This is a genomic window from Microbacterium sp. (assembly GCF_041909575.1).
In the GTDB taxonomy this organism is placed as follows: Bacteria; Actinomycetota; Actinomycetes; order Actinomycetales; family Microbacteriaceae; genus Microbacterium.
The window spans coordinates 61,757-81,764 of the sequence record NZ_JAYRDE010000002.1 but is presented as its reverse complement, the minus strand read 5'-3'; the positions used below and the strand labels follow the sequence as shown (position 1 = coordinate 81,764).

The 20,008-nt window shown below is 71.9% G+C and carries 15 protein-coding genes and 1 pseudogene; 12 read left to right on the top strand and 4 right to left on the bottom strand.

Annotation, left to right across the window (positions count from 1 at the left end; translation table 11 throughout):
* From ACE3O1_RS00790 to ACE3O1_RS00750, 9 genes and pseudogenes are all read left to right on the top strand, one after another.
* Positions 1–926 (top strand): annotated as a pseudogene (locus tag ACE3O1_RS00790) (ATP-dependent helicase); the annotation flags it as partial.
* Positions 919–1,716 (top strand): DNA-formamidopyrimidine glycosylase family protein, encoded by a 798-nt coding sequence (locus tag ACE3O1_RS00785; protein ID WP_374311441.1) that lies wholly within the window; start codon positions 919–921, stop codon positions 1,714–1,716. The pseudogene ACE3O1_RS00790 and the gene ACE3O1_RS00785, both read left to right, overlap by 8 nt.
* Before the next feature lie 587 nt (positions 1,717–2,303).
* A complete protein-coding gene (locus ACE3O1_RS00780; protein ID WP_374311439.1) occupies positions 2,304–3,491 on the top strand; it encodes an ABC transporter ATP-binding protein in 1,188 nt (395 codons plus the stop codon).
* Between the two features lie 67 nt (positions 3,492–3,558).
* Positions 3,559–4,743, top strand: a complete 1,185-nt coding sequence (locus ACE3O1_RS00775; protein WP_374311437.1) for a spermidine/putrescine ABC transporter substrate-binding protein — start codon at positions 3,559–3,561, stop codon at positions 4,741–4,743.
* Positions 4,736–5,677, top strand: coding sequence for an ABC transporter permease (locus ACE3O1_RS00770; RefSeq protein WP_374311435.1), 942 nt, complete (start codon positions 4,736–4,738; stop codon positions 5,675–5,677). The genes ACE3O1_RS00775 and ACE3O1_RS00770 overlap by 8 nt, the downstream gene beginning before the upstream one ends.
* A complete protein-coding gene (locus ACE3O1_RS00765; protein ID WP_374311433.1) occupies positions 5,674–6,585 on the top strand; it encodes an ABC transporter permease in 912 nt (303 codons plus the stop codon). The genes ACE3O1_RS00770 and ACE3O1_RS00765 overlap by 4 nt, the downstream gene beginning before the upstream one ends.
* 61 nt (positions 6,586–6,646) lie before the next feature.
* Positions 6,647–8,302 (top strand): amidohydrolase, encoded by a 1,656-nt coding sequence (locus ACE3O1_RS00760; RefSeq protein WP_374311431.1) that lies wholly within the window; start codon positions 6,647–6,649, stop codon positions 8,300–8,302.
* Positions 8,303–8,474: 172 nt separating this feature from the next.
* Positions 8,475–9,908 (top strand): NAD(P)/FAD-dependent oxidoreductase, encoded by a 1,434-nt coding sequence (locus tag ACE3O1_RS00755; RefSeq protein ID WP_374311429.1) that lies wholly within the window; start codon positions 8,475–8,477, stop codon positions 9,906–9,908.
* Positions 9,905–10,246 carry a cupin domain-containing protein gene (locus ACE3O1_RS00750; protein WP_374311427.1) on the top strand — a complete coding sequence of 114 codons (342 nt, stop codon included), beginning with the start codon at positions 9,905–9,907 and terminating at the stop codon, positions 10,244–10,246. Before ACE3O1_RS00755 ends, ACE3O1_RS00750 begins: the two co-directional genes overlap by 4 nt.
* A 48-nt stretch (positions 10,247–10,294) precedes the next feature.
* Here ACE3O1_RS00750 and ACE3O1_RS00745 read toward each other — a convergent pair whose 3' ends face one another.
* Positions 10,295–11,959 carry a PucR family transcriptional regulator gene (locus tag ACE3O1_RS00745; protein WP_374311425.1) on the bottom strand — a complete coding sequence of 555 codons (1,665 nt, stop codon included), beginning with the start codon at positions 11,957–11,959 and terminating at the stop codon, positions 10,295–10,297.
* A gap of 86 nt (positions 11,960–12,045) precedes the next feature.
* Between ACE3O1_RS00745 and ACE3O1_RS00740 the strand changes: the two genes are divergently transcribed.
* Together ACE3O1_RS00740 and ACE3O1_RS00735 are read left to right on the top strand one after the other, a co-directional pair.
* A complete protein-coding gene (locus ACE3O1_RS00740; RefSeq protein ID WP_374311423.1) occupies positions 12,046–13,422 on the top strand; it encodes an aspartate aminotransferase family protein in 1,377 nt (458 codons plus the stop codon).
* Between the two features lie 143 nt (positions 13,423–13,565).
* On the top strand, positions 13,566–13,973 hold the full coding sequence (locus tag ACE3O1_RS00735) for a transferase (protein WP_374311421.1): 408 nt from the start codon (positions 13,566–13,568) through the stop codon (positions 13,971–13,973).
* 14 nt (positions 13,974–13,987) lie between these two features.
* Here the strand turns inward: ACE3O1_RS00735 and ACE3O1_RS00730 are convergent, their stop codons facing one another.
* Positions 13,988–14,386 (bottom strand): DUF1304 domain-containing protein, encoded by a 399-nt coding sequence (locus tag ACE3O1_RS00730; protein WP_374311419.1) that lies wholly within the window; start codon positions 14,384–14,386, stop codon positions 13,988–13,990.
* 540 nt (positions 14,387–14,926) lie between these two features.
* Between ACE3O1_RS00730 and ACE3O1_RS00725 the strand changes: the two genes are divergently transcribed.
* Positions 14,927–15,679, top strand: a complete 753-nt coding sequence (locus ACE3O1_RS00725; protein WP_374311417.1) for a LysR substrate-binding domain-containing protein — start codon at positions 14,927–14,929, stop codon at positions 15,677–15,679.
* Positions 15,680–15,908: 229 nt separating this feature from the next.
* Here ACE3O1_RS00725 and ACE3O1_RS00720 read toward each other — a convergent pair whose 3' ends face one another.
* Both ACE3O1_RS00720 and ACE3O1_RS00715 read right to left on the bottom strand, forming a co-directional pair.
* Positions 15,909–18,350 carry a CHAT domain-containing protein gene (locus ACE3O1_RS00720; protein WP_374311415.1) on the bottom strand — a complete coding sequence of 814 codons (2,442 nt, stop codon included), beginning with the start codon at positions 18,348–18,350 and terminating at the stop codon, positions 15,909–15,911.
* A 4-nt stretch (positions 18,351–18,354) separates the two neighbouring features.
* Entirely contained in the window at positions 18,355–19,995 is a 1,641-nt protein-coding gene (locus tag ACE3O1_RS00715) for a S8 family serine peptidase (RefSeq protein WP_374311413.1), read from the bottom strand.
* Positions 19,996–20,008 lie beyond the last annotated feature (13 nt).

Genomic DNA, 20,008 nt, shown 5'->3' with positions numbered 1-20,008 from the left:
CGGATGCCGAGAACGAGCAGTCCGTGATCGAGGCGCTGTGGCGGCTCACATGGTCGGGCCGCGTGACGAACGACACATTCGCCCCCGTGCGGACGCTCGTCGCGGGCGGGTCACAGACCCACCGGGTCGCGCGCAAGGCGCCGCGCACGCGGCTGTACCGGGGTGCGGCGGTGCGGACGGTCGCGGCATCCGTCCCTCCTCGCCCTCCCGCGCTCGGGGGGCGCTGGTCGCTGCTCCCCGAGCCCGAGGCCGACGCCTCGCTGCGGGCGACCGCCGCCGCAAGTCTGCTCCTCGACCGGTACGGCGTGGTGACCCGTGGAGCGGTGCAGGCCGAGGGCCTCCCCGGTGGCTTCGCGCAGGCGTATCGCGTACTCGCCGGATTCGAGGAGGCCGGTCACTGCCGCCGCGGTTACGTCGTCGAGAAGCTCGGCGCGGCGCAGTTCGCGGCATCCGCCACCGTCGACCGCATCCGCGAGTTCGCAGGGCTCCCCGACCCGCCCCCGCTCCGGGCCGTCACCCTGGCGGCGACCGATCCGGCCAATCCGTACGGCGCCGCGCTGGCGTGGCCCGCGCTCGAGGGCGTCGGCCACCGCCCGGGGCGCAAGGCGGGGGCTCTGGTCGTGCTCGTCGACGGCGCCCTCGTGCTCTACCTCGAGCGCGGCGGCAAGTCCGCCCTTGCGTTCACCGGAGACGAGGCGGCGATCGCGGCGGCGACGCGCGACCTCGCAGCGACCGCCCGGGCCCGCCGGCTGGACACCCTCACGATCGAGCAGGTCAACGGAGCCTTCGTGCACGGCACCGGCTGGGGCCGCGCGCTCCACGACGCCGGTTTCGTCGAATCGCCGCGGGGACTGACGCTGCGGCGCCTCACCGCGGGCGATGCCGAGCGCGCCGCCCGGCAGGCTGCAGGACCGAGCCGTGCCTGAGGGAGACACCGTCTTCCGCACCGCCCGGCGGCTGAACGACGCCCTCGCGGGCGCGGTGGTGACGCGCTTCGAGCTGCGCGTGCCGCAGCTGGCGACCGCCGATCTGCGGGGGCAGACGGTGCACGACGTCGTCGCCCGCGGCAAGCACCTGCTTCACCGCATCGGCGAGTTCACGCTTCACACGCACCTCAAGATGGAGGGCGAGTGGCACGTCTACCGGCGCGGCGAGCGCTGGCGCAACGCCGCGTTCAAGGCTCGGGCCGTCATCGGCGCGACGGCGCCCGACGGCACCGAATGGGAGACCGTCGGATTCGACCTCGCCGAGATCAAGCTCGTCCCGACCTCCGCCGAGGACGACCTGGTCGGCTACCTCGGACCCGACCCGCTCTCGCCCGAATGGGATCCGGACGAGGCCGCGCGCCGGCTGGCCGCGGACTCCCGGGCCGTGCACGTCGCGATCCAGGATCAGCGCAACATCGCGGGCTTCGGCAACGAGTACGCCAACGAGATCCTGTTCGTGCGCGGCGTGCTGCCCACGACGCCGGCGGACAGGACGGATGCCGCGTCCCTCGTCGATCTCGGAGCGCGCATGATCCGCGCCAACCGGGACCGATCCGGCCGCACGTTCACCGGCGACTCCCGCCCCGGGCAATCGACCTGGGTGTACCGGCGCGAGGGGCGCCCGTGCCGGCGCTGCGGCACCCTCATCCGGGGCGGATCGCTCGGCGCCGACCCCACCAAGGAGCGCATCGTCTTCTGGTGCCCCCGCTGCCAGACCGACCCCGACTGACCTCGGCGTGCCCGGCCGAGGCGCGGCATCCACTCTCCGTCCCCCGCACCGAGCCGCGAGGTTCGGACTCCCGGCCCCCCCGCGGCGCATAACTCCTGCACTTCCCGCGCGCCGGGACGGCCGACCCGCGGAAACACACGGCCCAGCCCCCGCCCCTCGCCCGAAGTGCAGGAGTTATGCGCCGGTGGGCGTAAAGGCCCGCCAGAGAAGGCGGCTGGCCTCAACCTGCGGACGTCGCCGAAGGGCGCCGGTGGGATGCCCCGAAGGCCCCACCGGGGTCGCAGGAAGGGCAGGATCCGTGCCCCCGGAGGAGGCCCGGAGGCCCGGGCGAAGGCGGCTCGGAACGCGCGACGGACGATCTGTCGGGGCACGAGAGCCGACGGCGTCGTGAGCCCACCGAAACCCCGCGGTTTCCTGACCGTTACACAACTCCGGACGATCTGTCGCACGGGGGCCTCCCGTACCCCGGATCGTCCGGTTCGCCGTGTGGCGCATTGCGGGGGCGCACGTCCCGATATTGAATACCCCACACATCCCACCCCGGCCGCGCAACGTCGCGGGGCCCGCTTGCAGGAGGACCTCACCAGGTGACCACGGCGACTGACGCGGCAACGACTCCGGCGAACATCCCCGCCCCGAAGGCAGACCGTGGCGCGGTCGTGCTCGACGGCGTGACCAAGCGGTACGGCGATCAGATCGCGGTGGATGCTCTTTCCCTGACGATCCAGCCGGGCGAGTTCATCTCGCTGCTCGGCCCCTCCGGCTGCGGCAAGACCACCACCCTGCGCATGATCGCCGGGTTCGAGCAGCCGGACGAGGGCGACATCAGCGTCTCCGGCACGTCGGTGCGCGGGGTTCCGCCCTACCGCCGCGACGTGAACACCGTCTTCCAGGCCTACGCGCTGTTCCCTCACCTGTCGGTCGCCGAGAACGTCGCCTACGGGCTCCAGCAGCGGCGCACCCCGAAATCCGAGATCCGCGAGAAGGTCACGCAGGCGCTCGACCTCGTCCAGATGCGCCGCTTCGGCGACCGCAAGCCGACGCAGCTCTCGGGCGGTCAGCAGCAGCGCATCGCGCTGGCGCGCGCGCTGGTCAACCGCCCCTCGGTGCTCCTGCTCGACGAGCCGCTCGGCGCGCTGGACCGGCAGCTGCGCGAGGAGATGCAGCTCGAGCTGAAGCTGCTGCAGGCGCGCCTGGGCATCACGTTCGTCTTCGTCACCCACGACCAGGGCGAGGCCCTCTCGATGAGCGACCGCATCGCGATCATGCGCGCCGGCCGCATCGAGCAGCTCGCCGACGCCGACACCGTCTACGCGCGCCCCGCGTCGGCCTACGTCGCGGCGTTCGTCGGGCAGCAGAACTTCTTCCGCGGTCCGGTGACCGAGTCGGGCGCCGCCGTCGCCGCCCCCTACGCGCTCGTGCGCGGTGACGCGGCGACGCTCCAGGCCGCGGCACAGGGCGAAGCCGCCGTGCGTCCCGAGTACATCAAGATCGCGGCCGACGCCGGCGATGCGGTTCCCGACGCCAACGTCGCGCGCGGCCACCTGATCGGGGTCTCGCACCTCGGCGACACGATGCAGTACCTCGTGCAGCTGGGCGAGGACCAGAGCCTCATCGTCCGGCGTCCGACGCCGGATGCGCCAGCCCTGCAGATCGGCGACGCGGTCCTGTGCACGTGGGCCGAGCGCCACGTCCTGCTGTTCCCCGCCGACGACGCCGCCCAGGAGGGCGGCTACGTCGCCCCGCCGACCGCCGTCGTCCCGCCGACCGCCTGACCCTCCCCGCACAACCGCAGCCGCCGCATCCGCTTTCGCCGGCTCCGACCCGAACCAGGAGACCCCGATGACCGAATCACGCAACCCCCTCCGAATCCTCGCGCCCGAGGCCTCGACCCCGGCCATCGTCCGCGAGCTCTCGCGCCGGCGCTTCCTCAGCATCGCCGCGATCGCCGGCTCTGCCGCCGCCCTCGCCGCGTGCGCGCCCGGCGGCAGCGGTTCGCCGCAGCCGCAGGCGACGGGCGGCACCCTGGAGGACAGCCTCTCGGTGTACACGTGGGGCGACTACGACTCCCCCGACGTCGTCTCGGGATTCCAGTCCGAGCTCGGCCCGAAGGTCACGCTCGACTCGTACAGCTCGAACGAGGAGCTGATCGCGAAGCTCATCGCCGCCAAGGGCACCTCGGGATACGACATCGTCGTGCCCACCGGCGTCTTCATCCCCCAGATGATCGAGAACGGCCTGCTCACGGCATTCAACAAGGACCTGCTCCCGAACATGGCGAACATGGACCCCGCCTACCTCGGTCGCGCGTGGGACCCGGGCAACGACTACTCGGTGTGCAAGGCGTGGGGAACGACCGGCTTCGTCTACGACAAGAACGTCATCACCCGTGAGCTCGCGACGTGGTCCGACTTCTTCGACGCCGCGCAGAACGAGGCCAGCGGCAAGACCTCGATGTCGGACGACCCGGCGGGCATCATCGGCTCGTACTTCTGGGCCAACGACATGGACTGGAACACCGAGGACCCCGACGAGCTCGAGGCCGCGCGCCAGTTCCTCGTGAACGACATCGCCCCGCACATCGCGGCGTTCGACTCCTACCCCGGCACGAACGCGATCCCGCAGGGCACCCAGGTGCTGATGCAGGCGTGGAACGGCGATGCGCGACTGGGCCTGCTCGAGTCGGGCGACCCCGACCGCTGGCAGTGGGTCCTTCCCGGCCCGATCACCGAGCTGTGGATGGACAACTGGGCCATCGCCGCGGGCGCCCCGCACCCCGAGGCCGCGCACGCCTTCATCGACTACTCGATGTCGCCCGAGAGCCTCGCGCTGAACCTCGACTACATCGGTTACAACGTCGGCGGCAAGGACATGGAGGCAGGCGCCACCGAGGCCGGCCTCGAGCTCACCGAGCTGATCTTCTTCACGCCCGAGCAGCTCGAGACGATGCAGGAGCAGCAGCTCAACGACTCGCAGCAGACCCGCGTGGAGATCTACAACGAGATGAAGGCCGCCGCTGGTGCGTAAGCCTGCTGCGGGAGCCGCGCTCGCCGTCCCCGCGTGGGCGTGGCTCCTGCTGTTCTTCGTCGCCCCCGTGGCGATGGTGGTGTGGTTCAGCTTCGGCTACAAGCCGGGCATCTTCGGCACCCACGCGAACGACATCCTCTCGTTCGACCGGTACGTCGAGGCCATCTCCCCGACGTTCTTCGCGACCTTCCAGAACACTCTGGGGGTCGGCATCATCGGCACCGTCCTGTGCTTCCTCATCGGGGCGCCGGTGGCGTACTGGATGGCCTTCAAGGTGAAGCCGTCGCGCCGCGGCATCCTGATCGCCCTCGTCCTGGTGCCGTTCTGGACCAACTTCCTCGTCCGCACGATCGGGTGGCAGGTGATCCTCGCGCCGGAGGGCTGGCTGTCCACGCTCCTGCAGGGCATCGGCGTGCTCGACGGTCCGCTCGCGCTCATGTACACGCGCACGGCCGTCGTCATCGGCGTGGTCTACAACTACCTGCCGCTCATGATCCTGCCGCTGTTCGTCGCGTTCGATCGCGTCGGACCGGCGCTGCGCGAGGCGTCCAAGGACCTCGGCGCCGGCAAGTGGACGACGTTCTTCCGCGTGACGCTCCCCCTGTCGCAGCCCGGCATCATCGCCGGCGTGCTGCTGGTGTTCATCCCGCTCATGGGCGACTACATCACCGCGACGGTGCTCGGCGGCGCGCAGGGCAACATGGTCGGCCAGCTCGTGGCCAGCCAGTTCCAGACCGCCCAGAACTGGGCGCTCGGCTCGGCGATGGCGGTCCTCCTGATGCTCGTGATCATGCTCACGATCGGGTTCGCCGCCGTCGTGATCTGGCTCGCGGCGATGCCCTTCCGCCTGCGCAACCGCCTGGTGCTGGGCCCCGAGACCGAACCGGCGGTGGCGGATGCCGCGGCCAAGGCCCCCGCGGAGGTGGCGTCATGACGCAGACGGCGACCGAGACGATGCTGCGCGCGCAGGAGCCGGCCGGCACACGCTCCAAGCGGGGCGGTCCGAAGCGGTCGTGGTCGGATGTCGCGTTCAACGTGTGGGGCGTCCTCGTGATGCTCTTCCTGTTCCTGCCGATCATCGTCATCGTCATCTACTCGTTCAACACCGGCCGTCTGCTGGTGTCGTGGGACGGCTTCGGCTTCGACGCGTTCCTGACGATCCTCGACAAGCCCGCGATCCAGAACGCGGTGCGGGTCTCGCTCATCACCGCCTTCATCGCCGCGATCATCGCCACGGCGCTCGGCACGCTCGCCGGCATCGCGATGGCCCGCTATCCGGGCAAGTGGGTGTGGTGGTTCCTGGGCCTGCTGCTGCTGGTGTCGGTGACCCCCGAGATCGTCGACGCGGTGGCGCTGCTCCCCTGGATGGTGTTCCTCGGCCAGGACCTCGGCCTCACGATGTTCAACGACGGCATCGTGCGCCTCTCGGTCGGCTCGTCGCTGTTCGCCACGGCGGTCGTCTCGTACATCGTGCGCGCGCGCCTCGTCGGCCAGGACGCCAACCTCGAAGAGGCCTCCAGCGACCTGTACGCCAAGCCGCTCACGACGTTCCGCCGTGTGACCCTCGCCCTCGCGATGCCCGCGGTGCTCGCCGGCTTCCTGCTGGCGTTCACCCTGAGCCTGGACAACACGATCGTCGCGGCGTTCGTGCAGGTGTCGGGCACGACGCCCTGGCCGGTCTACGTGCTGAGCGCGGTGCGGTCGGGCCTGCGACCCGAGATCGCGGCCGTCTCGACGATCATGCTGCTGCTCACGCTGGTGGCGCTCGCCCTGGTCGCCCTCGTGCTCAAGCGCGCCGGCGACTCGGCGACCCAGATCGCCCGCACGATGACCGGCGGCTGATCGCCGAACGCTCCACCGCGGCCGGGCCGCGGCATCCGTCCCCCGACCCCGGAGGTCCTCCATGTCGCACGCCGATCTCGTCTTCACGGGCGGTCCCGTCTTCACCGCCGACACCGTGCGCTCGCGCGCTCGGACCGTCGCCGTGACGGACGGGCGGATCGTCGCGGTGGGCGGCGATGACATCGCCGACCTGGTCGGCCCGAAGACCGAGATCGTGGACCTGCGGGGGCGGATGCTGCTCCCCGGGTTCCAGGACGCGCACGTGCATCCGGTGTGGGGCGGACTGGACATGCTGCGGTGCGATCTCGCCGAGTACGGCACCGCCGCGGAGTACCTGGAGGCGATCGGACGCTACGTCGACGCCCATCCCGACGATGAGTGGATCCTCGGCGGCGGCTGGCAGATGTCAGCGTTCCCGGGCGGCACGCCCACGGCGGCGGCGCTCGACGCGGTGATCCCCGACCGTCCCGCATTCTTCCCGAACCGGGACGGGCACGGGGCGTGGGTCAACTCCGTGGCGCTCCGCCGGGCCGGCATCGACCGCCACACGCCCGACCCCGCCGACGGCCGCATCGAGCGCGACGCCGACGGCAACCCCTCGGGCACCCTGCACGAGGGGGCGATGGGACTCGTCAACCGGCTGCTCCCCGAGGAGCCGCTCGAGCGGCTGACCGAGGCGCTCCTCGTCGGGCAGCGATATCTGCACTCGTACGGGATCACGGCGTGGCAGGACGCCATCGTCGGCTCGTACGGGGATGCCGGCGACCCCGGCCCCGCCTATCTGAAGGCGGCCGCGGACGGCACGCTCACCGCCCGCGTCGTCGGCGCGATCTGGTGGGACCGCACGAAGGGACTCGAGCAGATCCCGTCGCTGCTCGAGCGCCGCGACCGCTATCGCGGGGGCCGCTTCGCCGCGACGAGCATCAAGATCATGCAGGACGGCGTGGCCGAGAACTTCACGGCCTCGATGCTCGAGCCCTACTGCGACGGGCACGGGCACTTCACCGACAACTCGGGCATCTCCTTCGTCGCCCCCGAGATGCTCGACGAGGCGGTGCCGCTGCTGGATGCCGCCGGGTTCCAGGTGCACTTCCACGCGATCGGCGACCGGGCCGTGCGCGAATGCCTCGACGCCGTCGAGCGCGCCATCGAGCGCAACGGCCGGGGCGACAACCGGCACCACATCGCGCACATCCAGGTCGTGCACCCCGAGGACATCGCGCGCTTCCGCGAGCTCGGCGTCGCGGCGAACATGCAGTCGCTGTGGGCGGCGCTCGAGCCGCAGATGGTCGACCTCACCCTCCCGTTCCTCGGTTCGCCGCGGGATGCCTGGCAGTACCCCTTCGGCGATCTGCTGCGCTCGGGAGCCGTGCTGGCGGCCGGCAGCGACTGGTCGGTGTCGACGCCGGATCCGATGGCGGCGATCCACGTCGCCGTCAACCGCACGGCCGCGCCGGGCCAGGAGGAGGGCGAGTACGACCCGTTCCTCCCCGAGCAGGCGATCGACCTGGCGACCTCGCTCACCGCCTACACCGCCGGCTCCGCATGGGTGAACCACCTCGAGCAGACCACCGGCACGATCGAGGTCGGCAAGCTCGCCGACCTCGCGGTGCTCGACCGCGACCCGTTCGCCGGCCCCGCCGACGAGATCGGTGCGACGCGGGTGCTGCAGACCTTCGTCGAGGGCCAGCGGGTCTACGCGGCGCCCGACGCCTAGCCGCGGCATCCGCCCCTCGCCCCACCGGCGCGCGCGCCTCGACGGGCTCAGGCGATTCGCCGGAATCAGGCCGGATCCGGCCGAATCGTCCTGATTCGGCCGAATCGCCTGTCCTCGGCCGCCCCCGGCCGGACAAGATCGAAGAACCACGAACGACAGGGAAGTGATATCCGTGGGCACGACCGTCTTCGAACGACAGCGGCCGGCAGCATCCGTCGTCCGCCATGCACTGGCGGACACCGCGCACTCGGTGTTCTGGCGGGACGACCTGCCGCCCGAGCTCCTGCCCGATCGGCCCGCCCTCTCCGGCACGCATCGCGCCGACCTCGTGATCGTCGGCGCCGGCTACACCGGACTGTGGACGGCGCTGCTCGCGAGCGAGCGCGACCCCGATGCGCGCATCGTCGTGCTCGACGCCCAGCGCGTCGGCTGGGCCGCGTCGGGCCGCAACGGCGGGTTCTGCGAGGCGAGCCTCACCCACGGCCACGAGAACGGCATGGCCCGGTGGCCGAAGGAGATGCCGACCCTCGAGCGGCTCGGCCTGGCCAACCTCGACGCGATCGAGGCGTCCGAGGCGCAGTACGGCATGGACTTCCACTTCGAGCGCACCGGCCAGCTCGCGCCGGCGATCGAGCCCCACCAGCTCGAGTGGCTGCAGGAATGGGCCGCCGAGGGCGAGGACGGCGTCGTCTACCTCGACCAGGCCGAGGCTCAGGCATCCGTCCACTCCCCCACCTACCTCGCCGCGGTGTGGGAGAAGAACGCGTGCGGGATGCTGCATCCTGCCCGTCTCGCCGCGGAACTCGCCCGCGTCTGCGAGGAGCGCGGCGTCGAGATCTTCGAGCGCTCCCGCGTCACCGGCCTCGAGACCCCCGGCCCGGCCGGCGTCTCGGTCGTCACGGAGGGCGGGCGCATCGATGCCGCGCGCGCGGTGCTCGCGACCAACGTCTTCCCGTCGCTCATCAAGCGCAACCGCCTGATGACGGTGCCGGTGTACGACTACGTGCTCATGACCGAGCCGCTGTCAGCCGACCAGCTGGCCTCGATCGGGTGGGACGACCGTCAGGGCATCGGCGACATGGCGAACCAGTTCCACTACTACCGGATCTCGAAGGACAACCGGATCCTGTTCGGCGGATACGACGCGATCTACCACTACGGCCGCAAGGTGAGGCCCGAGTACGAGAACCGGCCGGAGACGTGGGAGAAGCTGGCGAGCCACTTCTTCACGACGTTCCCGCAGCTCGAGGGCCTGCGCTTCTCGCACCAGTGGGCCGGGGCGATCGACACGTCGACGCAGTTCACCGCCTTCTTCGGCACCGCGCGCGACCGGCGCGTCGCCTACGCCGCGGGCTTCACCGGGCTCGGCGTCGGGTCGACCCGGTTCGCCGGCGACGTCATGCTCGACCTGCTCGACGGCGTCTCGAACGAGCGCACCGAGCTCGAGATGGTGCGCAAGCGCCCGCTGCCGTTCCCGCCTGAGCCGGCGGCCGCGATGGGCATCAACGCCACGCGCTGGTCGCTCGACCGCGCCGACCACAACAGCGGCAAGCGCAACGTGCTCCTCAAGACGCTGGACGCCCTCGGCCTGGGATTCGACTCGTGAGCGAGCTGGACCCGGGCACCCTCCTCACCGCGACCGCGGTGGAGGTGCCGCTGACCCCGGTTCCGGCCGCGCAGATCGTCGCCGGGTCTCCCTCGACGGGAGCGGTCGACCTCGACGAGGACATGGGCATCGGTGTGTGGGAGATGACACCCGGCGCGATGTCCGACGTCGAGATCGACGAGGTGTTCGTGGTCGTCGCGGGAACGGCCACGGTGGAGTTCGTCGACCCCGCCCTTCCGACCATCGAACTGCAGCCGGGTTCGATCGTGAGACTCGAGGCCGGCATGAAGACCGTCTGGACCGTGCGCGCGACGCTGCGCAAGGTGTACCTGGCATAGCGACGTTTCGTCTCGCTGCATTCGCTCAACGACCGGGGGCGCGCCGCGTCAGCGGCCGGCGCTGCGGCGCACGAGCAGTGCGAGGTGAAGAGCGGTCTGCGTCTCGCCGTCGTCGAGGTCGGCGCCCAGCAGCTCCTCGATGAGGGCGATGCGCTGGTAGAAGACCGATCGCGACAGGTGAGAAGCGGATGCCGCGGCCGTGCGATTGCCCGGATGCGCGAGCATCGCCTCCAGCACGTCGAGCAGGTCGCCGGTGCGGGTCAGGTCGTGCACGATCAGGGGTGCCAGCATCCGCTCCCCGTGCTCGAGCACGCGGTGGTCGTCGCGCAGCGCCGTCACCAGCTGCACGAGCGGGCGGTTCTCGGCCCGCCGGAGCTGCGGGCCCTTGCCGTTGCGGCGACGCCGGCCGCGCGCGAGGTCGACGGCGTCGTGCAGCGAGGCGAGGGCGGCGTCGATCCCCTCGGCGGCGCGCCCGACCGAGACCGTGATGCGGTCCGCGTCCGCGCCGGGCTCGACGAGCGCTCCCGCGAACGCGATCGCCGCCGCGTCGTCGAACACGGTGTCCGCCGGCAGCGAGAGCAGGATGGCGGTGGCGGGTGCGACGACGCCGTCGGGTGCCGAGCCGGCGAGCACGCGCCCGCGGAGTGCGCGGGCCGCGGCATCCGCTCTCTCCGCCGACACGGGCGCACCCGACGCGACGACGCCGTAGAGCCTCGCGCCGCGGAGCGGGAGGCCTGCGGCCTCGAGCCGTGCGGCGGCACCGCCCGCGCCGGCGAACCGGCCGGCGAGGAGGCCGTCGACCAGCCGGCGGCGGCCGATGCGACCCCACTCGTCCGACTCGCCGTCGGCGAGCCTGCCCACGGCGAGCGCGATCGCGCCCTGTTCGAGCACGGCGGTGCGTCCTGCCGGGTGGTCGGGACCGGGCAGGGCGATGAGGTTGCCCCAGCGCACGCCGCGCGCCTCGACCGGGACGATCAGCCATTCGTCGGGTGCGGGGGCGGCGCCGCGCTCGCGCCGCTGCTCGGCACGGCGATGCGCCGAGCGCGAGCGCAGCTCCCACTCGGTGAAGAGCTCCTCCTCGATGGCCAGGGGCACCTCGGCCGCGACGACCTCGTGCCCGCGGTTCTCGAGGATCACGGGAGCGCCGAGCGTCTGCGCGAGCTGGTGCACGATGAAGTCGGCGGGCGAGCCGCGCAGCACGAGCGCGGTGAAGCGCTCGCGCACTTCGTCGCGCGATCGCAGCGCGTCGCTCTGGCCGGTGATGATCCGCGCGTGGACGGCCTCGGTGATCGTGATGAACTTCAGCTCGCGGTGCAAGATGATGAGCGCCAGCTTGCGCTCGCGCGCCGCTTCGACGACGACGGCCGGCACGTAGCGGTAGTGGGTGCCGAGCTCGAGGATCAGCCCCGAGAGGCCGGCATCGTCGAGCTCGTGGATGAAACGGCGGAGGTCGGCCGGGTCGGCGGGCCAGGATGATCCGGTCGAGAGGAGCAGCTCGCCGCCGTCGAGGAGCCGGGCGACGCCGGCGTTGTCGGAGACGTGCAGCCAGCGGACCCGGGCATCGAGGGCATCGTCGCCGACGAGCACCTCGGGCACGCCCTGGACGACCGCGTCGAGCGCGATCACCTCGCGCACGGTCGGGAGGGTCTCGAGGGCGGATCCTGCTACCAGACGATCCGTCTGGATCGTCCGATCTTCGCGACGGTCGGGCACCGTGGCACCAACTTCTACTCTGACAAACTGGGCGTCACCCAGCCTAAACCATCCCCGGTCGATCTGTCCGGGAGTGCGGAACGACGATGACCGACACCCTCTCCCTCAGCCCCGTCCAGGCCGACCTCGACGCGGATGCGCGCGTCCGGGCCGACGACCGCGCGCACGTCTTCCACTCGTGGAGTGCGCAGGCCCTCATCGACCCGCTCCCCGTCGCCGCGGGCGAGGGCTCCACGTTCTGGGACTACGCCGGCAACGCGTACCTCGACTTCAGCTCACAGCTGGTGAACCTGAATCTCGGGCACCAGCATCCGGATCTCGTCCGCGCGATCCAGCAGCAGGCCGGACGACTCGCGACGATTCAGCCGTCGATGGCCAACGACGTGCGCGGGGAGCTCGCGCGGCGTATCGCCGGCGTCGCCGGTGACGGATTCGAGAAGGTCTTCTTCACCAACGGCGGCGCCGACGCGAACGAGAACGCCGTGCGCATGGCGCGGCTCGTCACCGGGCGCCGCAAGGTGCTGTCGATGTACCGCAGCTACCACGGCAACACGTCGACCGCGATCGCGCTGACCGGCGATCCGCGTCGCTGGCCGAACGAGCCGGCCGACGGCTCGACCGCGAAGTTCTTCGGGCCCTACCCGTATCGCTCGGCGTTCCACTCCGCCTCCCCCGAGGAGGAGACCGAGCGCGCGCTGGAGCACCTCGAGCAGACGATCGTCCTCGAGGGCGCGTCGACGATCGCCGCGATCGTCATCGAGACGATCGTCGGCACGAACGGCGTGCTGGTGCCGCCCCCCGGGTACCTCGCCGGCGTGCGTGCACTGTGCGACCGGTTCGGCATCGTCTACATCGCCGACGAGGTCATGGTCGGATTCGGGCGCGTGGGCGAGTGGTTCGCGTTCCAGGCCTTCGACGTCGTCCCCGATCTCATCACCTTCGCGAAGGGGGTGAACTCCGGCTATGTCCCGCTCGGGGGCGTCGTCATCTCCGACCGCATCGCGGCGCACTTCGACACCCTGCCCTTCCCCGGCGGACTGACCTACTCCGGGCATCCGCTGGCCTGCGCCGCCGGCGTCGCGACGTTCGAGGTCTTCGAGCGCGACGGAATCCTCGCGCGCGTGCGCGACCTCGGCGCCCGCGTGGTCGAGCCGCGCCTGCGCGAGATCGCGGCGCGGCATACGTCGGTCGGCGATGTGCGTGGCCGGGGCCTGTTCTGGGCGATCGAACTCGTCCGCGATCGCGAGACGCGCGAGCCGCTCGTCCCCTTCAATGCGAGCGGGGCGGATGCCGCTCCCCTCGCCGCGGTGGCCGCGGCGTGCAAGCGCGAGGGCGTCTGGCCCTTCACCCACTTCAACCGTGTGCACGTGGCGCCGCCGCTGATCATCGGCGAGGACGAACTGGTCCGCGGCCTCGGCGTGATCGACCGCGCCCTGTCGCACGCGGACGATTTCGTGCGCTGAGCGGTGCCGGGCAATCCGCCCGCTATCCCGGCTCCGAAGAATGCGCAACCCCCTGCATCCGAGACGTCCGATGCGCGGGAATGAATAGGTAAGAGTTGAGGTTATTCCTGTACTCGGCACCATGAGGTGCTCAGGAGGGGACTGTGGGCAAGAACTACGTCGACATCGAGAACGACCGCGGAGAGACGCTGCGTTACCGCAAGCACGTCAACGGTCGTGGCCTGATCGCGCACGGCGCCAAGGTGCATCCGAGCGCCATCGTCGAGGCGGGGGCCTATGTCGAACCCGGTGTGCAGATCGCCGCAGGCGCGCACGTCGGCCGCGGGGCATGGGTGGAGTCGGATGCCGTGATCGGCCCCGACGCCGACATCGCGCCTCACGCGCACATCGGACCGCGCGCCGCGATCGGCGCGGGAGCGAAGATCGGCGTGCGGACGCACGTCGGCAGCGAGGCCCGGGTCGCCGTCGGCTCGCTCATCGGCGACGACGAGACGATCGGCGACGGCGAGCGCGTCGCGACCGATCCGCGCGGACTCCGCCTGGCCGCGTAGGCCGGACCTCCGGGCTAGGCGAACAGGAACAGCACGAAGCCGATGAGGGGCAGAGTGCCCTGGATCGCTGCGGCGCGGAGGTATTTCGATCCGGTGGTCAGCAGCACGAGGGCGGCGGCGACCATCGACCCGAGTGAGAACAGCACGAGGGCGAGGCCTGCGGCGCGTAGCGCGGAGTCCTCGCCGCCCGAGAGGAACAGCACCAGGCCGATCGCCGTGCCGACCGCGAGGAAGAGGTTGTAGAAGCCCTGGTTGTAGGCCATGGGCTTCGTGATGTCGGCCGCCGCCTGGTCGCGCAGGCCGAAGCGCTTCCAGATGCGGGGCTGGGACCACTGCACGCTCTCCATGACGAAGATGTAGACGTGGAGCAGCGCGGCGAGTGCGGCGAAGACCGTGGCGAGGATCGCGACCATGAGCGAACCCTATCGCTGGGACGCCTTCGCCCTCTGGCGTCGCCCGCGTGGGCCGCGCGGTGCCATCGGCGACCTTCTCGTTTTCGTATGTGAGTTCGCGTTCACATGTTCGCCGGGGACGCCCCCCCCCGTTGCACGGACCGCCCGCGGCGCCATTCGGCGCGGCTCTGCAGCCCTTCCTCCGCTCAGCCGCGCCGAATTGCGATGCGCCGACCACAACAGGCGCAGTTCGGCGCGGCTCAGCAATCCGTCCGCCGGCTCGGCCGCGCCGAATCGCGATGCACCGACCACAACAGGCGCAGTTCGGCGCGGCGGAGCGGAGCCGCGCGGCGGAGCGGAGCCGCGCGGCGGAGCGGAGCCGCGCGGCAGCGCCGAATCCGGCCAGCGGGACGCGCCGCCACCCACCTGTGTGAGCACGAACTCACATGGGGCCCTGTGAGCACGAACTCACATGGGGCCCTGTGAGCACGAACTCACATACGACTTCGGCAAGGGCGCGCACCGGCGGGGAACGCGATCGCCCCGGCTACGCTGAGTCCCATGGCGAAGGGCGGTTCGAGCGCGCGTAAGGGCGGCAAGCGGCCGCCCCACGCCAAGGCGAGAGCGCAGCCGAAGGCGAGAGCGCAGCCCAAGGCGCAGCCCAAGCCGAAACGCACGCCTCGCCCGTCGCCGGCGCCCTCGCCCGAGCCTCCGGCGCCCCCGGCCGAGCGCTTCGTCCTCGGGGCGATCCCGGGTGCGACGCCGGGCAAGTGGATCGACGTCTGGAAGCAGCGGATGCCGCGCACGGCGCTCGAGCTCCTGCCCCTCGCCGTCGCCGACCAGCGTCGCGCGATCCTCGCGGGCGAGGTCGACGCCGCGATCGTCCGCCTCCCGCTCGACGACACCGACCTCCACGTCATCGCGCTGTACGACGAGGTCCCCGTGGTGGTCACCGCCGCCGAGTCGCACCTCACCGCCGTCGACGAGCTCTCGCTCGACGATCTGACCGGCGAGACGATGATCGTCCCGGCCGACGACGTGCTCGGCCTCACCGTGCCCGGCACCGTCGCACCCGCCTTTCCGCCGCCGGCCGACACGGCCGACGCGATCGCCACCGTGGCGGCGGGGGTGGGCGTCGTCATCGTCCCGATGTCGCTCGCTCGCCTGCACCACCGCAAGGACGCCGACTACCGGCCGTTGCGCGACGCGCCGACGTCGTCGGTCGCCCTGGCCTGGCACGCCGAACGCACGACGCCCGAGGTCGAGGCCTTCATCGGCATCGTGCGCGGCCGCACCGCGAACTCCTCCCGCTGAGCACACGAAGGCGGGGGATGTCGCCGACCTGGGCCTCTGCGACATCCCCCGTGTTCCTGCTCTGAGAGCCGCACGTCCCCAGACGCTTCCCCAAGATTCCGGCTCTCCGCTCCCAGTTGCCGAGTCCCCCAGAACTTCGGCCTGCGTGAGCAGTCCCGATGATCATGAGCCGCACCGGCACTGCCTGATACATCGGCTCGGCGACTTTTCGAGCCGGGCCGGAATCCCGTCAGAACCCGGCGCCGTGCACCTGGAACGGCGCCACGATGCCGGTGCTCGCGGCCGCGTCGGCGAGCGCGTCCGACGCCGACGCCCCGGCGGCGAGCCCGCCGTGCATCGCGCCCAACAGCTCGCAGGCCGCGTCGTCGGCGACGATGACCGGCGCGGCGATCACGCACCGCGTGCCCGCGTGCAGCCAGATGCGTGTCATCCCGACCGCCTCCTCGCCCCACCGCACCGACGAGCGGCCGACCTCGCACGCCGACAGCACGACGGTGTCGGGCACCTCCGGCATGAGGTCGATGTCGTAGCCGAACAGCGTGCCGTCACCGAGCTCGAGGCCCGAGAACAGCGGGTTGTCCACGGCATGCCGGCCGTGCGCGGCCACGTGGAGCACATCGACCGACGACGCCAGCGCGGTCACCCGGTCGACGGATGCCTCGCCGTCGCCGAGCACGAAGGCCCGCTCCCACGCGGCTGCCGCAGCCTCGATCTCCTCGCGCCCGCGGGGCACGCGCGGTCCGGCCGCGAACCCGGCCGACCGGGGCGAAGCGGAAACGGGCGGCCGCATCCGCATCCACCGCGACGCGGACACCGCGACCGTGAACGGATGTCCTCCCAGGCCGGGGAGCATGCTCCACGGGATCCCGCTGAGGACACCGGGAGCGGTCACGACGACGCGCCGCCGCCCCGCGCGCGCGACCGGCTCGTCCACCAGGGCGGCCGAGAGTGCCGCCAGCCGGCTGTCGAGCGCGCGCCGCACGACGGCCGCCATGGGACCGCTGCGGACGGATGCCGCCATGTCGAGGTCCGCGCGCAGGCCCGCCAGCGTGCGATCGCTGTCCCACGACGGGAGCGGCACGACCTCGGCGGCGTCGGACGTCACCACCAGCGCCACCAGCGCAGCGCGCGAGTACACGTAGGCGATGTGGGCGGTATCGGCGGGGAGCGCGGCCTGCAGGTCGTCGAGCGTCGCGGGCTGCTCGAGCGCTGCCGCGCCCGTCGCCGACCACTGGCGGCCCCGCGCCCGCTCGCGCAGGGCGGCCGCACGCGGCTGCGCCAGCCACTGGTCGCTGGAGTCGTCCGCGCGGATCATGCGCAGCTCCGAGAGCTCGTCGGCGAGCTCGGGATCGGGCGGCGGGCGCAGCGGGACCACCTGCTGACTGAGGTGGCGAGCGCGCTCGGACCATTCGAACACCACGTCCGGGTCGCCCGACTCGACAGCCGACGCCAGACCGGCGTAGATGAGCCCGGTGCCGTGCATGCCCACCGAGGTCTGCAGATCGAGGCTGCCGAAGGAGCGCTGCCAGTCGGCGAGCGTCGCAAGACCGGATGCCGCGTGCCGACGTACCAGCGCCGGTCTCCGCAGCGCCCGTGCCCGGGCGGCACGCGCCTCGTAGGCGAGCAGGCGCACGTCGATGGATGCCGAGGCGGACGGTCGGATGCGCCGCACTGCGGGCTCTCCGCGCTCCGCGCGCGACAGCTCCTCGGCGAGCCGCAGCGCGGCGGCCTCGTTGCGGAACCGGTGGCGATCGAGCGCGGCCGCGACCTCGGCGATCTCGGCCGTCGAAGGACTGCCGGCGGCATCCGCTCGCATCAGGGCCCGCAGCCGCACGCCCTCCGCCCGCACCCGCCACGCGTCGTTCCCGAGATCACGGAAGCGATCGACGGCCGCCCCCGCGACGACGGCGGCCCGCTCCGGCGCATGGTGCAGCAGCGAACGGGCGAGGCTCAGCTCGGCCTGGGCGCGGTCGAGCGGCATGTCGAGATCGCCGAAGGTGAGCGCGACCCGCTCGAGGATCGCCTCCGCCTCGGTCGTGAGTCCCGCATCGCGCAGGACCTCGGCGCGGTCGAGATCCCCGACGGCGGCCCCGACGGCCGTGTCCCCCGCGTTCGCGGCCGCGCTCACCATCGCCTGCAGCGCTCCCACGAGATCGCCCGAGAGCATCGCGACATAGCCGAGGTTGTGCTTCGCCTGCGCCGCGGCCACCGGCATCCCGGCGTCCGCGAACGCGGTCATCGCGCGGCGCAGGTCGTCTTCGGCGGCCTCCAGCCGGCGGTGCTGCATGCGGACCAGGCTGCGGTTGACCCGCGTGTTGGCCTGGGCGATCGGATCGTCGGCGAGCGCATCGATCGCGCGGGTCAGCCACCGCTCCGCATCGGGCAGGCGGCCGGCCTCCTGGGCGAGCGCGCCGAGCTGCCCCGCGAGGATCGCCACGGTGTGGTCGCTCAGACCCTCGATCGCGAGCGCTTGGCGGCACGTCCGCTCGGCGTCGCCGACGTGCCCCGTGCGCGCCATGACGTACGCGCGGGTGCCGGCGATGCGAGCCCGCACATTCGGATCGTCGGTGCCCTCCTCGGCGCGCGCAAGCGCCTCCGCGGCCGCGTCGAAGCGGCCGCGGTTCACGAGGTCGACAGCCTGCCGATGCAGCTCGTCCGCCGAGCGGGTCACCCCCCTATCTTGGCGTGAACTCCGTCGGCGTGAACTCCAGCTTCACCGCGGCCTCCCGCAGCGCCTTGCTGCGTTCGTCGGGGGTCTTCAGCGAACCGTGCATCAGGTCGGCCGCGATCGCCTGCGCGAGCCGCCCGGCGATGTACGGCGCGGCGAACGAGGTGCCGCTCCAGATCGCGAAACCACTCCGCCAGTCGTCGGGGTCGAGGCTCTGCCGGGGCAGGGTTCCGACGATCCCGTGCATGTGGCTGAGGTCGTCGCGGCTTCCGGCCTGCACTCCGCCGACGAACCCGGGCGAGGTGCTGAACACCGAGACGCCGGGCGCGTAGGTGCGCACCCAGTCGCCGACGTTGCTGAACAGCGCCACCGACCGGTCGTTGGGGTTGAGCGCACCCACCGACATGTGCGGCGCCGCGTTCTCGGGCTCCGTGGCATCGGCGGGCGCCCCCGGATACAGCCACAGCGCCGCGGGGAACGCCGGTCGCTCGGTGGAGTCGTTGCCGGCGGAGCAGACGATCGCGCACCCGAGGGCGCGCGCCTCCACGAGGAGCGCGCCGAGCGTGGCGTCGTAGTGCTCGTCGTCGGGAGTCTCGTGGTAGTACCCCAGCGAGATGTTGATGACGTCGATCTGCTTGCCCTGGGGATGCTTCATCCACTCCACGAGCAGCCGCACCGCCTCGAGGAAGTCGCCCTCGAGCACCGTGCCCTGGCTGTTCGCGACCCGCACCGCGACGATCTCGGCGTCCGGGCACAGCTGGTGGACGACGCCCGCGACGAACGTGCCGTGGCCGGCCGCGTCGTCGAGGAACCCGTCGAGCGGCCCTGCCTGGTCGGGGTACACCTCGGGGTTCGTGTCCGGGTCGGTGAGCCCGATGGGTCCTGCCGGTGACATCGGGTCGCGCAGCACCACGGGCGCCTTCAGCCACTCGTGCTCGCCGCATCCGGTGTCGAACACGGCGACGACCGGACGCCTCCCCTTCACATGCGCGTCGGGCGTGCGGGGCGGGCGCGGGCCGATGTAGGTGACGATCTCGCGACCGCCGCTCCCCGGCTCCGCGTAGGAGTCGGGGCCGGGAGCGTTGGTGCGGCCGTACGGGTTCGTGCGCCCGTAGGGGTTGGTCCGCCCGTACGGATTGGTGCGTCCGTAGGGATTGGTGCGTCCGTAGGGCCCGAGCGAGAGGACGTGGTCGAGCCCCACGCCGCGCGGCAGCGACGCCCGCGCGGCCTTCAGCAGCCGCCACGCGTCCACCGGCGGCACCGGCTGGTCGTCGACGCCCGCCTTGGGATCCTGCAGGATGTCGGCGCGGAACAGCGGAGGGACGCGACCCGCCTGACGGTCGGCCCCTGCGGACGACTCGGCCTCGCCGAGGTCGATGCGCCCGCCGCGCAACGGCCGCACGCGCACCGACCAGCCGAACTGCCGGGCCGCGGCGTTGAGCTCGCGCTCCACGCGTCCGAGCTCCTCGCTCGCGCTCACCAGCAGATGGGTGGGTGCGTAGTCGGTCGGATAGGCCGGGATGCCGGGCTCGGGCTCGACCGAGGGGTCCAGCCCCACGCCCAGGGGCTTGGTGGCCTCGTAGCGGCTCTGCCAGGTCTCGTTCGGCGGCCGCCGCGGCGGGATATCGGGCGTCGTCGGGTCGGACATGCAGGACTCCTCT